Annotated in this window: 12 protein-coding genes; 5 read left to right on the top strand and 7 right to left on the bottom strand. The window is 73.3% G+C overall.

All coding sequences use genetic code 11. From position 1 onward, the window contains the following. Window positions 1-12 precede the first annotated feature (12 nt). Complete coding sequence (locus ACFWE2_RS09390) at window positions 13-261, top strand: helix-turn-helix domain-containing protein (RefSeq protein ID WP_377223952.1); 249 nt, start codon at window positions 13-15, stop codon at window positions 259-261. Window positions 262-264: 3 nt separating this feature from the next. On the opposite strand, the gene ACFWE2_RS09385 is transcribed toward ACFWE2_RS09390, so the two are convergent. After that, complete coding sequence (locus tag ACFWE2_RS09385) at window positions 265-876, bottom strand: TetR family transcriptional regulator (RefSeq protein WP_377223951.1); 612 nt, start codon at window positions 874-876, stop codon at window positions 265-267. A gap of 59 nt (window positions 877-935) precedes the next feature. On the opposite strand from ACFWE2_RS09385, the gene ACFWE2_RS09380 reads away from it, so the two are divergent. After that, complete coding sequence (locus ACFWE2_RS09380; protein ID WP_377223950.1) at window positions 936-1,973, top strand: SDR family NAD(P)-dependent oxidoreductase; 1,038 nt, start codon at window positions 936-938, stop codon at window positions 1,971-1,973. Window positions 1,974-2,012: 39 nt separating this feature from the next. Here the strand turns inward: ACFWE2_RS09380 and ACFWE2_RS09375 are convergent, their stop codons facing one another. The 6 genes from ACFWE2_RS09375 to ACFWE2_RS09350 all read right to left on the bottom strand — a co-directional run bounded on the left by ACFWE2_RS09375 (window position 2,013) and on the right by ACFWE2_RS09350 (window position 9,489). After that, the gene (locus ACFWE2_RS09375) at window positions 2,013-3,278 is read right to left on the bottom strand and encodes an MFS transporter (RefSeq protein WP_377223949.1); all 1,266 of its coding nucleotides are present in this window, start codon (window positions 3,276-3,278) and stop codon (window positions 2,013-2,015) included. A gap of 293 nt (window positions 3,279-3,571) precedes the next feature. Beyond that, complete coding sequence (purN, locus tag ACFWE2_RS09370; RefSeq protein ID WP_377223948.1) at window positions 3,572-4,216, bottom strand: phosphoribosylglycinamide formyltransferase; 645 nt, start codon at window positions 4,214-4,216, stop codon at window positions 3,572-3,574. Between the two features lie 10 nt (window positions 4,217-4,226). After that, window positions 4,227-5,855: a DUF6350 family protein gene (locus tag ACFWE2_RS09365; protein ID WP_377223947.1), complete on the bottom strand. Its 1,629-nt coding sequence runs from the start codon at window positions 5,853-5,855 to the stop codon at window positions 4,227-4,229. A gap of 230 nt (window positions 5,856-6,085) precedes the next feature. Next, window positions 6,086-6,982, bottom strand: coding sequence for a succinate--CoA ligase subunit alpha (gene sucD, locus ACFWE2_RS09360; protein ID WP_377223946.1), 897 nt, complete (start codon window positions 6,980-6,982; stop codon window positions 6,086-6,088). 39 nt (window positions 6,983-7,021) lie between these two features. Next, window positions 7,022-8,194, bottom strand: a complete 1,173-nt coding sequence (gene sucC, locus ACFWE2_RS09355) for an ADP-forming succinate--CoA ligase subunit beta (RefSeq protein WP_377223945.1) — start codon at window positions 8,192-8,194, stop codon at window positions 7,022-7,024. Window positions 8,195-8,394: 200 nt separating this feature from the next. Next, complete coding sequence (locus ACFWE2_RS09350; RefSeq protein WP_377223944.1) at window positions 8,395-9,489, bottom strand: alpha/beta hydrolase family esterase; 1,095 nt, start codon at window positions 9,487-9,489, stop codon at window positions 8,395-8,397. Between the two features lie 129 nt (window positions 9,490-9,618). Here ACFWE2_RS09350 and ACFWE2_RS09345 point away from each other — a divergent pair, with 129 nt between their 5' ends. The 3 genes from ACFWE2_RS09345 to ACFWE2_RS09335 all read left to right on the top strand — a co-directional run bounded on the left by ACFWE2_RS09345 (window position 9,619) and on the right by ACFWE2_RS09335 (window position 14,271). Beyond that, window positions 9,619-9,828: a helix-turn-helix domain-containing protein gene (locus tag ACFWE2_RS09345; protein ID WP_377223943.1), complete on the top strand. Its 210-nt coding sequence runs from the start codon at window positions 9,619-9,621 to the stop codon at window positions 9,826-9,828. Continuing rightward, window positions 9,828-10,370 (top strand): Clp protease N-terminal domain-containing protein, encoded by a 543-nt coding sequence (locus ACFWE2_RS09340; protein ID WP_377223942.1) that lies wholly within the window; start codon window positions 9,828-9,830, stop codon window positions 10,368-10,370. Before ACFWE2_RS09345 ends, ACFWE2_RS09340 begins: the two co-directional genes overlap by 1 nt. Window positions 10,371-10,536: 166 nt before the next feature. Continuing rightward, window positions 10,537-14,271 (top strand): S8 family serine peptidase, encoded by a 3,735-nt coding sequence (locus ACFWE2_RS09335; protein WP_377223941.1) that lies wholly within the window; start codon window positions 10,537-10,539, stop codon window positions 14,269-14,271. The last annotated feature ends 14 nt before the right edge of the window (window positions 14,272-14,285 follow it).

The raw sequence follows: 14,285 nt of genomic DNA, 5'->3' as shown, positions 1-14,285 counted from the left end.
GGGGGGGGGGGGGTGCCGCTCCCCGCGGCGCCCTGGGGGGGCCCGGCGGGGCCCCCCCCCCCGCCGCTGACCTACCTCACGGGCTGGCGCATGACGCTCGCCGCCGACCTGCTGACCGAGCGCGAGAGCGCGACTGTCGCTGAGGTCGCCCGCGTCGTCGGCTATTCCGACCCGTTCGCCTTCAGCGTGGCGTTCAAGCGCGTCCGCGGCGTCAGCCCGAGCGCGTTCCGGCGCACCAGTGCGCCGGCGCGGAGCGCGTAGCGCTCACGCAGGCATCCGCACCTCGAACCCCAGCAGCTCCCAGGCCCGCGCGGCCCTGGGGACCCGGTCGGCCGCACCGACCCCGGAGAGCCCGCCGGCCACCATCGAGACGGCGAGCAGCAGGTCGTCCGACGTCGTCCCGGGCGGGACGTCCCCGGCAGCCGTCGCGTCCTCGAGCCGGGTCCCCAGCGCGACGGCGACCCGGTCGCCCAGGCCGGCCAGCCGCCCGTCGGGCGCGCTCGACCGGACCAGGTCCACGAACCCGACCGAGTCGACGGCATGCCGTGTGACCAGCCCGAGCAGGTCGGGCAGCCCGACGCCGGGGGTCGCAGCGAGCTCCTCAACGGCGGCCACCTGCTCCTCGAAGACGGCGACCACGAGGTCGATCCGCTCCGGGAAGTGCCGGTAGAGGCTGCCCTGTCCGACGCCCGCACGCTTGGCGACCGCGCTCAGCGGCGCGCCGGTCCCCGCGGACCCGAAGACCTCGCGAGCCGCCGCCAGCAGCGCGGCGCGGTTGCCCGCCGCGGCGCGCGGCCCGAGGTTGGGCACTCCCCCGCGGCGCGCGGGTGCGTGCGGGACGTCGCCGCGCCGAGGGTCGCGAAGTACACCGGTCATGGCGCTATCCTAGGTACCGGACAACTCTGTCCGGTACCTAGCCCGTCCAGGAGCGCACCATGGCACTGACCGTTCACTCCACCGTCGGCGAATGGCTCGACCACCCGGTCGGCGGCCAGATCCTCGCCGGCTTCCTCGCCCAGGGCGGCGCGACGCCGGACTCGCTGGCCCCCGCCCGCGGCCTGCCGCTGGGGCAGCTCGTGGCCATGTCCGGCGGCACGTTCCCCACCGAGGCGCTCGACGCCCTGGTCGGGGCCTACCGGGACGCCGCACCCGACGAGGCCGCCCAGTCGGACACGGACGCTGTCCGCGAGCAGCCGGCCGGCTGGGTCGAACGGCTCACCCCCGGCCGCTTCGCCGGCCAGACGGTGATCGTGACCGGTGCGGCGTCCGGCATCGGCCGGGCCGTCGCCACCCGCGTGGCGCGCGAGGGCGGCCGGGTCATCGCCGCCGACATCTCCAAGGAGAGGCTCGACGAGCTCGCGGCCACGCTGACCGACCTCCCCGCCGGAGCGGAGGTGGTCCCCGTCGCCGGCGACATCTCCGACCAGGGCGACGTCGAGCGGATGGTCCTCGCGGCGGGCGACCGCATCGACGCACTGGCCAACGTCGCCGGGATCATGGACGACATGTCCGCGATCCACGAGGTCAGCGACGACCTGTGGGAGCGCGTGCTGCGTGTGAACCTGGAGGGCACGATGCGCCTGACCCGCGCCGTCGTGCCGAGCATGCTGGCGGCGAAGGAAGGACGCATCGTGAACGTCGCCTCCGAGGCCGGGCTGCGCGGTTCGGCCGCAGGCGTGGCCTACACCGCCTCCAAGCATGCGGTGGTCGGCCTGACCAAGTCGTCGGCCGTGATGTACGCGAGGAGCGGCATCCGCACCAACGCCGTGGCGCCCGGCGGCGTCGCGACCGGCATCCCGGTACCCGAGGCCGCGGACTTCGGCGCCGGAGTCCTGCGGCCCTACCAGGGCAACATCCCGAGCCTGGCCATGGCCGGGGAGCTGGCCGCCTCCATCACGTTCCTCCTGTCGAAGGACTCGGTGAACCTCAACGGCGCGGTCATCGCCTCGGACGGCGGCTGGTCAGCGGTCTGACGCCGCTCCCCGAGTGGCCGGCGACGACGGCGTCGCCGGTCACTCCAGCGCGTCGGCCGCCCAGGTGTCCGGCGCGCCGATCCGCATGAGCGGCCGCGTGCAGCAGAGCGCCAGGAGCACGCACGCCATCGCCCCCACCATCACCCACAGGCCGGCGCGGATGCCGAGGCCTTCCAGCAGCGCGCTACCGAGGACGGGCGCGGCAGGCGCGGCGATCAGCCCCGTCAGCCCGAGCAGGGACGTGGCGCGGCCGATCATCCGGTCAGGGACGATCACCGTGAGGTACCCGGTGAAGCCCGCGTTGAGCGCCGGGTAGAGGAACACCCCGAACGCCAGCATCGCGACGAAGACCCAGTACGTCGGCACGAGCGCCATGACGGCCAGCGCGACGACGAGCAGGCCGATGGTCAGGAGCCCGAACCGGCCCACCCTGGTGCGCCGCACGATCGGTCCGGCGACGAGGGCTCCCGCCAGCATGCTGACACCCGCACACGCGTCCACCAGCCCGATCAGCCGGGGATCGGTGCCCGTCCGGACGAGCTCGAGGTTGATGACCACGACCAGCGCGATCGCCGTCAGGTTCAGCAGCGTGATCAGCACGAGCACGGCACGGAAGAGCGGCACGGCGCCCACGAAGCGCAGCCCGTCGCGCAGGTCGGCGAGCGGATGGCTCGGCTCGGTCCGCGCGCGGTTGAGCGGCTCGCGCACGAGCGAGACCGCGACCGCCTCCATCGCGTGCCCGACCACCGAGGCCACGAACGGCAGCACGTGGGCCATGCCGTAGAGCAGCCCCCCGACGGGCCCGGCGAACAGCCCGACGGCCGCCATCCGCCCCTGGTTGACGGCCATAGCGTGCGCCATCTGGGCAGGCGGCACGACGGCGCGCAGCGCACCCCCCGACGCGGGATTCACGAACGCGCTCACCATCGAGGAGCCGAACAGCACCGCCGCCAGGTGCCACCCGCTCAGGGCACCGGCGAGACCGGCCACCAGCGCCGTCGCCCAGAGGGCCGTTCCCGTGGTGGCAGCGAGCACCAGCAGCCGACGGCGGTCCACCCGGTCCGCCACGACGCCCGCCGGCACGGTCGCCACCAGCGCGCCGACCTGGCCGATCCCGCTGATCAGGCCGGCCTGCGCCACCGAACCGGTGAGCTCGAACGCCAGCAGCGGCACCGCGAACGTGCCGACGCCCGCCCCGATCGCCTGCGCGAACCGGCCGGTGGTCAGAAGCAGGTAGGCACGGTTGCGCCGGAGCGGAACCTCCGGCGCCGGTTCGGTCTCGGCCGTCCGAGTCTCTGCGGTCACGCCGCACAACGTAGTGGTCAGGTGTGTCGCGCGGGTGAAATGTCCGCGCCCCGGCTGGTCTCCCCGCCGGGCCTGCGGCGGTGTCAGGGCCTCCGGGGCAACGCATACCCGTGTCGTGGGTGCCGGCTGGGCCGTATTGCGTTCAGCTCAGACCCGAGGATGCGGGCCCTGCCGAATTGTTCAGCCAGGGCGAAGCAGACATGGCAGAGCCGAACGGATTTCAGCAGGCCCGGCACCCGTCACCCGAGTACACGTTGGCCCAGACATCCTCGACCGGACGGTCGAGACCGCGCTCAGCGGCCGATCGAAGCCTTGCGGCCCGCGACGTACAGGCCCTCGCGGGCGATGCGGCCCACCGTCTCGACGAGCAGCGCGCGCTCGGCGACCTTGACGCGTTCGTGCAGCGTCGGCTCGTCGTCGTGCTCCTGGACGGGCACGGCGGCCTGGGCGATGATCGGGCCGGTGTCCACACCGTCGTCCACGACGTGGACCGTGCAGCCGGTGATCTTCACGCCGTGGGCGAGCGCGTCGCGCACGCCGTGGGCGCCAGGGAAGGCGGGTAGGAGGGCGGGGTGCGTGTTGATGATGCGCCCCTCGAACCGCCGCACGAACGTCGGCGCCAGGATCCGCATGAAGCCGGCGAGCACCACGAGGTCCGGCTGGAAGACCGCGACGGCCTCCGCGACGCCCACGTTCCACGCGGCGCGGTCCTCGAAGTCCTTCGTCGAGACGACGACCGAGGCGACCCCCGCCTCGTGCGCGAGATCGAGGGCACCGGCGGCGGGGTTGTCGGTCACGACGCCGACCACGCGGGCGCCGTACGACGGCTCCTCGTGCGCGGCGAGCAGGGCGGCGAGGTTGGAGCCGAACCCGGAGACCAGCACCACGACCCGCTGGGACGACGTGGACTCGACGGGGTGACCGGAGGGCGTCTGCACGGGACCCAGCCTACGTGGACACCGGTCCGCGGGCCGAACCGTCGGTCGACGCGTCGTCCACCTCCCTGACAGGCCGGTCGGGGAGGTCGGGCCGGTCGGGCTGGTCGCGCTGGTCGGGCTGGTCGAGATGCTCGGGCTGGTCGAGATGCTCGGGTTGCTCGGACCGGTCGGGTTCCGCTGCTCCGTCCGACGGTCGGGGAGCGTCGGCGCCTGGTCCTTCGTCGGGCAGCAGGTCGGCGACGGAGCTCTCGCGCACCGTCCCCGCCTCCTCGACCCGGACCCGCAGGCGCGCGGGCAGGCCGACGGCGTCCAGCTTGGCGCCGAGCAGCACCGCGGCAGCTCCCCCACCGACCTCCGCGGCGACCAGGCCCGCGGTCAGCAACGGGTTCGCGCCGACGTCGGCCAGCCGCCCCGGCCCACCGGCACCCGCCGCCATCCACTGCCCGAGCAGCATGACGACGGCCGGGGTGAGGACGATCCCGCCGAGCACCCAGCCGACGTCGGACCAGCGGACCAGCGACGGCTCCAGCCGGCGCCACACGAACAGGCCCGCCACCACCCCGCAGGCGACCACGAGCACGGGAGCCCAGGCGCTGATCGGGTTGGCCCAGTCCTCCCCGGGCAGCGCGCCGAGGAGCGGGATGGCGGGCAGCGGTCCGGAGATCGTGCCGAACGGCGTGAAGCTGGTCCCCTCGCCGATGGCGAAGCCCGGCCCGGCGAGCCAGGCGATGGCCCACAGCACCAGGTTGGGCAGCAGGGCAAGCTGCGCGACGGCGAACACGATCCCGCCGGTCCAGCCGGGTTCGAGGGCGGTGATGATGTCCGACGACGTGGCACGCCCGGCCAGCGCCCACGCCGCCACCAGGAGCGCCGCACCGCCGAGGAGCAGCGCGACGGCCAACGTCCCGCCCCGCAGTCCGAGCCGCAGCGTCGCCGGCACCAGGTCGACGCCGGTGGCCCGGCGGGCCAGCACCTCCGCTCGCTCGCCGAGCTCGGTCGCCGCCGGAGCGTCCGGGCGCGCCAGGATGCCGAGCGCCATGCCGAGCCCGCCCATGAACAGGCCGGCCAGGGGTGCTGTCGCGAGCGTCCAGCCGGGTGCGCTCCCCGCGATGGCGGCCACCGCCGTCGTGCAGAGGGCGTAGGTGACTGTGCCGGCCGCCCACGCGGCCACCGAGGTGGTGGCGAAACGCTTGGCCGAGACGTAGGTGGCGAACAGCGCGAGGCCCGCTACGCCGAGCGGTGCGAGGGAGACGGTGACGGTGTCGGCGGTGAGCGGGACTCCGTGGCCGAGCAGCCAGATGCCCATCGCGACGTCGACGGCCGAGCGCACCTCCGCGCCGTCGCCGGGAGTACCGGGGATACCGGCGGTACCGGGCGCGCCGGCGGCCGTGGCCATCGCGGCGGTGCCGACGAGGTAGGCAAAGACCGCCGGGAGGACCACCACCGCGAGCGACAGCACGAGCGCCTGACCGGACGCGAGGACACCGGCGACGACGTGGGAGACGGTCGGCGGTTCGTGCTCCGCCGGGGTCGGCTCCTCGACCAGCCGGCTGCGGCGGGCGGTCGGCCTGCTGGCCGGTCGGCTCGTCCGGGCACCGGGAGTACGGGTGGCCGAGCTGGGGCGGGGTGGTGCGCTCACCACCCAATCTTCACCCGGTCAGGGCCGTCACCCGGCGGACGCGGCTCGGCGTGGCCCGGGTGGACTTCGGGAAAAATCACTGCCAGATATGGAGTAAGCAGGGCGCTTTGGTGTAAAAGCCCAGCTTGGCGGGGCGTGCGGCGGCTAGCCAGGTGCACGACAACGGGGTTGTGTCCCTCAGGCGCCTCCTGAGAAACACAACCCCGTTCTCGACCGCAACCCGTCCAGGGTCAGAGGGACCGCAGGACCTCGCGCATGAGGTCGGCGGTCTCGGTCGGCGTCTTGCCGACCTTGACGCCGACGGCCTCGAGGGCCTCCTTCTTCGCCGCGGCGGTGCCGGCCGAGCCGGACACGATCGCGCCGGCGTGGCCCATCGTCTTGCCCTCGGGGGCGGTGAAGCCCGCGACGTAGCCGACGACCGGCTTGGTGACGTGCGCCTTGATGTACTCGGCGGCACGCTCCTCGGCGTCGCCGCCGATCTCGCCGATCATCACGATCGCCTTGGTCTCCGGGTCGTTCTCGAAGGCCTCGAGCGCGTCGATGTGCGTGGTGCCGACGATCGGGTCGCCGCCGATGCCGATGGCGGTCGAGAAGCCGAGGTCCTTCAGCTCGTACATCATCTGGTAGGTCAGCGTGCCCGACTTCGACACGAGACCGATCGGGCCCTTGCCCGTGATGGTGTGCGGCGTGATGCCGGCCAGCGACTCGCCCGGGGTGATGATGCCGGGGCAGTTCGGCCCGATCATCCGGGTCTCCTTGCCCTGCAGGTACGACCACACCTCGGCGGTGTCCTGCACCGGCACGCCCTCGGTGATGACCACGAGCAGGCCGATGCCCGCGTCGATGGCCTCGATGGCCGCGTCCTTGGTGAAGGCCGGCGGCACGAAGACGACGGAGACGTCCGCACCGGTCTCGGCCATGGCCTCCTTGACGGTGCCGTACACGGGGAGGGTGACGTCCGCGCCCGAGGCGTCCTTGTGCTGCACCGTGGTGCCGGCCTTGCGAGCGTTCACGCCGCCGACGATCGTCGCACCGGAGTCGAGCATGAGGGCGGTGTGCTTGGCACCCATGCCGCCCGTGATGCCCTGGACGATGATCTTCGAGTCCTTGTTCAGGTAGATCGACATTGTCTTCTAATCTCTGCTTTCGAAGTCTTCAGCGGGCGATCAGGCGGCGGCCGCGGCCTTGGCTGCGGCGAGGTCGGCGCCGCCGTCCATGGTGTCGGCAAGGGTGACGAGCGGGTGGTTGCGCTCGGCGAGGATCTGACGGCCCAGCTCGACGTTGTTGCCGTCGAGGCGGACGACCAGCGGCTTGGTCGCGGCGTCGCCCAGCAGGTCGAGCGCGCCGACGATGCCGTTGGCCACCTCGTCGCAGGCGGTGATGCCACCGAAGACGTTCACGAACACTGCCTTGACCTGCTCGTCCCCGAGGATGACGTCGAGACCGTTCGCCATGACCTTGGCGTTCGCGCCGCCGCCGATGTCGAGGAAGTTGGCGGGCTTCACGCCGCCGTGCCGCTCACCGGCGTACGCGACCACGTCGAGCGTCGACATGACCAGGCCGGCGCCGTTGCCGATGATGCCGACCTCGCCGTCGAGCTTGACGTAGTTGAGGTCGTTCTCCTTGGCCTTCGCCTCGAGCGGGTCGGCGGCCGCCGCGTCCTCGAGCTCCGCGTGGTCCGCGTGACGGAAGCCGGCGTTCTCGTCGAGCGTCACCTTGCCGTCGAGCGCGACGATCTCGCCGTCCTCGGTGCGGACCAGCGGGTTGACCTCGACCAGCGTGGCGTCCTCGGCCTTGAACACGGTCCAGAGCTGCTGGATGACCTCGGCGACCTTGCCCTTGATGTCGTCGGCGAAACCTGCCGCGTCCACGATCTCGGCGGCCTTGGCCTCGTCGATGCCGACGGCCGGGTCGACGGCGATGCGGGCCAGCGCCTCGGGGCGCTCGACGGCGAGCTGCTCGATCTCCATACCGCCCTCGACGGAGCACATGGCGAGGTAGTTGCGGTTCGACCGGTCCAGGAGCACGGAGAAGTAGAACTCCTCGGCGATCTTGGCGCCCTGCGCCACCATCACGCGGTGCACGGTGTGACCCTTGATGTCCATACCGAGGATCTCGCCGGCCTTCTCGGCGGTCTCTTCGGGCGAGTGGGCCAGCTTGACGCCGCCCGCCTTGCCACGACCACCGGTCTTGACCTGGGCCTTCACGACGACGGTTCCGCCGCCCAGCTTCTCGGCGCCTTCGCGAGCCTCTTCGGGGGTCGTCGCGACAACCCCACCAAGCACGGGCACGCCGTGCTTCTCGAAGATGTCGCGCGCCTGGTATTCGAACAGGTCCACCCTGCTGCGTCCTTCCATCGGGATGCGGCCCTCGGACGTCGTTGTCGCCCGGAGCCCGGCTGAAGCGATGTCTCGACGTCAAGACATCCCGGTACAGCGTAGCCCTGGATCGCCCGTGCTTCCGAACGAAGCGACGTTATTCCGCGGCCGGTAGGAGGCGGGGTCGCGGCTCGGCGGCACGGCCGACGAGCGCGGTACGGTCACCTGCGGTAGTGGGTGAAGAACTCCCAGATGAGCTCGGTTGCAGACACTTCCTGCGTGGCGCTGCTGTCGTTGCCCCCTGGCCAGCTGTGCGTACCGCCGGCGACCTTGTAGAACACGACGTCGGCCCGCCCGCGGCATGTGGTGTACGTCTCCCTGGTGACGTGCTCCGTGACCGGTTCGACGCTCGGTCCGGTGGTGCAACCGTTCATCCGCGCCCACGACTGCACGGCGAGCTGGGTCGTGTACCCCCAGCGCTTGTCACCGTTGCCCTGGTAGGGGTTCACGGTGTCCGCGTCGCCGTGGAAGGTGATCACCGGCACGCTGCGCGCGGGGGCGCACGACTGGAGCTCGACGGCGGCCGGGTCGTCGGGCGAGGGCCGGCCCGCGCGGAGCCCGGCGACCGGCGCGATGGCCGCGACCTTGTCCGGGCGGGCGCACGCGTACGCCGACGCCATCCGGGCGCCGCCGGAGTGCCCCGTCACGTAGACCCGGCGCGGGTCGGCACAGCCGAGACCCACCAGCTCGTCGATCACGGCGGTGAGGAACTCGACGTCGTCGCGCGTGCCCGGCGGCGGGTACGCGCCCGCCGTCGTCGGCACGCCTGGCACGTTCCAGAACCAGACCTGGTCGGGGTTCGGGTCGGCGACGGGGATGGCGCCGTTGGGTGCCGCCGTGACGAACCCTTCCGCGTCGGCGGTCAGGTCGAGGTCGTTGTACGCGGAGATCGACTCCGCGTTGCCGTTGCTGGGGTGCAGGTTGAGCACCAGCGGCCGGGCGCCGGTGCTGTGGTCGGTTTCGGGGGCGGCATCGGGGGCGACGTCGGGCACGTGCACCCGGACGGGATAGGCGACGCCGTCCAGCTCGACGTCGACCTGGCTCGTGCCCGCCGGCACCGCGCAGTCCCTGGCAGGCCGCCCGGTCGTCGCACCGTCGGAGGTGGCCGTGGACGTGGACGTGGCCGTGCTGATGATCCCGTGGCCGCCGAGCCGGTCGGCGCCGCTGGTCATCGCCGCGTAGGCCGGACCCGCCACGACCGCGCCGAGCGCGGTGAGCGCGGCGATCCCGCGGCCCAGGAAACGAGTGCTGTGCATGAACGACTCCCTTGTCGTGGTGCGCCCGCGGACGGGCGCCCGGCGCCCCCTGGCACCGGCGCGTCGAGGCTACCCGGCAGATCGTCAACCTGGGTTGACACCGAGGAGCCCGTCAACCATAGTTGACACATGAGCCAGCAAGCACTTGTCGCGTCCGCCGCCGGGGACGACCCCGCCGAGGGACTGCGCGCCGTCCGGGCCCTGCGCGAGCTCGCCGACCGTCTCGAGGCGCTCCAGGTGGAGCGCGCGCGGCGGCTCGGCTGGTCGTGGCAGGACATCGCCGGCGCGCTCGGCGTCTCCCGCCAGGCAGTCCACAAGAAGCACAACAGGAGGATCTGATGTTCGAGAGGTTCACGAAGGACGCCCGCTCCGCCGTCGTCGACGCCCAGCTCGTCGCCCGCGGCGCGCACAGCGACCGGATCGACAGCCGCCACCTGCTCGTCGCCCTCGCCGAGGGCGACGGACCCGCCCGCACCGCTCTGGCCGACGGCGGTATCGACGTGGCGGAGCTCGTCGCACGCGTGCGCACGCGCATCGAGGCGGGCGACGCCCTCGACCCGGCCGCGCTGGCCGCCGTCGGCATCGACCTCGACGAGGTCACGCGGCGCACCGAGGAGACCTTCGGCGAGGGCGCGCTGACCCGCGCCGGCCGCATCCTGCGCGGACGCCGCAAGCACGTCCCGTTCACCGCGGACGCGAAGAAGTCGCTGGAGCTCGCGCTCCGCGAGGCGATCCGCCTGGGCTCCAAGGAGATCCACGGCGGGCACCTCCTGCTCGGCCTGACACGTGCGGACTCCCCGGCCCGCCGCGTCCTGTCCGACGCCGGCGCGGACGTCGAGCGGGTCCGTCACCTCGCCGAGGGCAGAAGCGAGGCGGCGTGATGCCCGGCGTCGCCCACCGCGACGGGTGGGCGACCGCAGAAAACTGACCGGACGGTGCCATCTGACCGGAGTCGGCCATGAAACGACGGCGCCGTTACACGGGCGAAACCCAGCGCACGGTCGCCGATGAGTAGGAAAGGAGCAACACCTCTCGAAAGGGACTTCTGTGTCCACCTTCCTCACCCGTGCCAGAGGGCTGGTCGCCGTCGGCGTCGCGGCGACTCTGGCGGTCGGAGCCGCTGCGACGTCCGCCGCGGCTCCGGCAGCCCCCGGCAGTGCCGTCCCGCCGGACGGCTCACCCGCCGCGCTCCCGTCGTCGGCGCCGGGCTCGCGCAGCGTCACCCTGATCACCGGCGACACGGTCACCGTCACGACGGCGGCGGACGGCACCACCGTCACCGACGTCAAGGGTCCCGGCGGCGCGACGTCGACCTACCACCGCACCGAGCGCGAGGGCAGCACGTACGTCTACCCGGACGCCGCGCTCCCCTACGTCACCGCGGGCACCCTCGACGACCGGCTGTTCAACGTGACCCAGCTCCTCGCGAACGGCTACGACGACGCGAGCGCGGACACGCTGCCGCTGATCGTCCGCTACACGGACGCCGCGGCCCGGTCGCGCGGCACCACGCCGCTCGACGGGTCCGACGTCGTCCGCGCGCTGCCGAGCGTGGACGGCGCCGCCGTGGAGCAGGACCGCTCCGATGCGGCCACGTTCTGGACCGCCCTGACCGACGCCGCAGACTCCGGCAGCGCCCGCCGCGGCGACGCCCCCATGTTCGCCGGCGGCATCGAGAAGGTCTGGCTCGACGGCCCGGTCACCGCCGACCTCGCCGAGTCCACCGCCCAGATCGGCGCGCCCGACGTGTGGGCCGACGGCAACACCGGCACCGGCGTCGACGTCGCCGTGCTCGACACGGGCATCGATCCCACGCACCCGGACCTGGCCGACCAGGTCGCGGCGTCGGCCTCGTTCGTACCCACCGAGGACTACGTCGAGGACTACATCGGGCACGGCACGCACGTCGCCTCGACCATCGCGGGTACCGGCGCGGCGTCCGACGGGCTCGAGCGGGGTGTCGCCCCCGACGCCCGGCTGCACGTCGGCAAGGTGCTGGACAGCAACGGCCAGGGTCTGGAGTCCTGGATCATCGCCGGCATGGAGTGGGCCGCCCGCGACCAGGACGCCCGGGTGGTCAGCATGAGCCTCGGCGGCGAGCCCGCAGGGGCGGACGACCCGATGGCGCAGGCCCTCGACGAGCTCACCGCCGAGACCGGAGCGCTGTTCGTGACCGCTGCGGGCAACGGCGGCCCGCGGACCATCAGCACCCCGGCCCTCGCCGACTCGGCCCTGACCGTGGGTGCCGTCGACGCGACCGACACGCTCTCCGAGTTCTCCAGCACGGGCCCTGCGCTCGACGGCGGGATCAAGCCCGAGGTCACCGCCCCCGGCGTCGACGTCCTCGCGGCCCGCTCGCAGCTCGTGCGCGGATCCGGCATGTACACGACCATGAGCGGCACCTCGATGGCGACCCCGCACGTCGCGGGCACCGCCGCGCTCGTCGCGGCGGCGCACCCGGAGTGGACGGCGCAGCAGATCAAGGAGGCGATCGTCAGCACGGCCGTCGCCACGCCCGCCTACATGGCCTTCGAGGCCGGCAGCGGCCGGGTCGACGCGCCGGCGGCCGTGGCCGCGGAGGTCTTCGGCACCGCGAGCGCCGGGTTCGGCTTCCACACGTTCGGGTCCGGCCCGGACGAGCTGTCGAAGCCGGTCACGTACACGAACCTGGGTGACGCGCCGGTCGACCTGCACCTCGCGGTCGACGGCGCGGTCCCTGCGGGCTTCCTCACGCTGTCGGCGGGCTCGGTCACGGTGCCGGCGCACGGCACAGCGGAGGTGACGCTCACTGCCGACCTGTCGCTGCTGCCCGCGGACCAGGAGCTCGGTGCCACGGTCGTCGCGACGGACGCCGCCGGGACGGTGCGGGCCCGGACCCTGACGGGCGCGACCCGGGAGGGGCAGCGCCAGGAGCTGACCGTCACCGTGAAGGGCGACGACGGTCGCCCGGCGACGGGCAAGCTGCTCGTCACGTCGGACGCCATCTTCGCTGGGGCGGACCTCGACGAGAACGGCACGGCCGTGCTGCGGCTGCCGGTGGACAGCTACAGCGGCTGGCTGTCGGTCGGCGTCGAGGGCGCGAACGGGCCGGGCTCGCTCGGCACCGCGCTCCTGAGCTTCGTGGACGTGGACCTGAGCCAGGACCGGGCGGTCGTGCTCGACGCCCGCAAGGCGGTGCAGGTGCGTGCCGAGGTGCCGCAGGACACGGACCCGGGGGCGATGCGCCTCGACGTGATCCGGCAGTTCCCGAACGGCGGGTACACGGCGAGCTCCATGTTCCCGGCGGGCGAGCACGACAGCCTGTGGGCGCTGCCCACCGGGAAGAAGGTCACCGACGGCCTGTTCGAGTTCGGGGCGCAGTTCCGCCTGGAGCAGCCGGCGCTGACGATCGTGGAGGGCCGCGACGGGATCGGCGACCTGCGGGTCAGGCGTGGTGCCACGCCGCTGCCGGCGGGCACCCGAACCCTGCGGGTGGTGCAGGCCGAGGGCCCGTCGGACCTGGCGCGGCCGGGGTCGGGCAAGCACCTGAAGGGCAGCGCGGTCGTCGTGCGCGCCGCCGACACCGACGAGATCGCGGCGCTGGCGCACGCCGCCGCCGACGCCGGGGCGCGCCTCCTGCTCGTGGTCCACGACGGCGTCGGGCGGCTGGCGCCGTGGGACGAGTCCCCGTGGGTCCCTGGCGAGCCGGCCCCGCTCACGGTCGCCACGCTCACGTCCGGCCAGGGCGCCGAGCTGCTCCGGTCGCTGGACCGCCGCCGACCCGAGGTCACGGTCACCTCGCACCCGACGACCGAGTACGTGTACGACGTCGTGCACCACTGGACGGGTGCCGTCCCGGCCCGGCCCACGTGGACCTCGACGAAGCGTGACCTCGCCCGGGTGGACACGTCGTTCCGCAACTACCGGCAGGGTCCCGCCACGGAGGCACGGTTCGACGTCTGGCACGGGTGGACGGCGGGCAACCAGCTCGTCGCGCCCGCGCAGGGTGAGCGGACCGACTGGGTCACCGCGGGCGTCCCGTGGACGCAGAGCGCACACATCCCGGGCGAGATGGGGCAGTCGGCCATCGAGGTGCTGCGGTACGGGGCTCGCACGACGAGTGACGTGACGTGGTTCGGGCCGATCCTGCGGCCGCGCATGGGTGCGCTGGACTCCCAGCCGATCCGCTACCTGGACCAGATGTACGTCCCGGTGCCGGGCTGGGGCGACTCCGGCAGCGGTCACGTCGGCAGCACCGGCGGCGGGAACTTCGAGGTCCGCAACCGGGCGACGCTCTACCAGGGCGACACCGAGCTCCTGTGGGGCAACGCCGAGTTCCTGCCGGTGGGCGGCGGTCTGCCCGCCGAGCGGCTGCCGTACCGGGTGGTCGTCGACAACGACCGCGCGGACTGGGCGGGGCCGTACTCGACGCACACGCACACCGAGTGGGACTTCACGTCCGCGGCGAGCGGGCCCGACGCCGTCGAGCCCCTGCCGCTGGTCCAGCTCGACTACGGCGTGGACACCGACACGGCGGGCCGCGCCTCCCGCAACGCCCGGCTGACGGTGACCCCGTCGCACCTGCCGGGGATCGAGGCCCGCGTGGGCCGGCCCACGGTCGAGGTGTCGTACGACGACGGTGCCACCTGGCGCCGGCTCGACCTCACGCGAGACCGCGGCTCCTGGTCGGCCGGACTGGCGGCGCCGAGGAACGCCGAGTTCGTGAGCCTGCGGACGGCTGTCGAGGACAGCGACGGGAACAGCGTGTCGCAGACGCTGACGCGGGCGTTCGGCGTGCGCTGACACCCCGCTGCGCG

The organism is Promicromonospora sp. NPDC060271 (assembly GCF_042726755.1).
In the GTDB taxonomy this organism is placed as follows: Bacteria; Actinomycetota; Actinomycetes; order Actinomycetales; family Cellulomonadaceae; genus Promicromonospora.
Note: the sequence above shows the minus strand (reverse complement) of the source record. Positions and strands in the feature narration are given on the sequence as shown.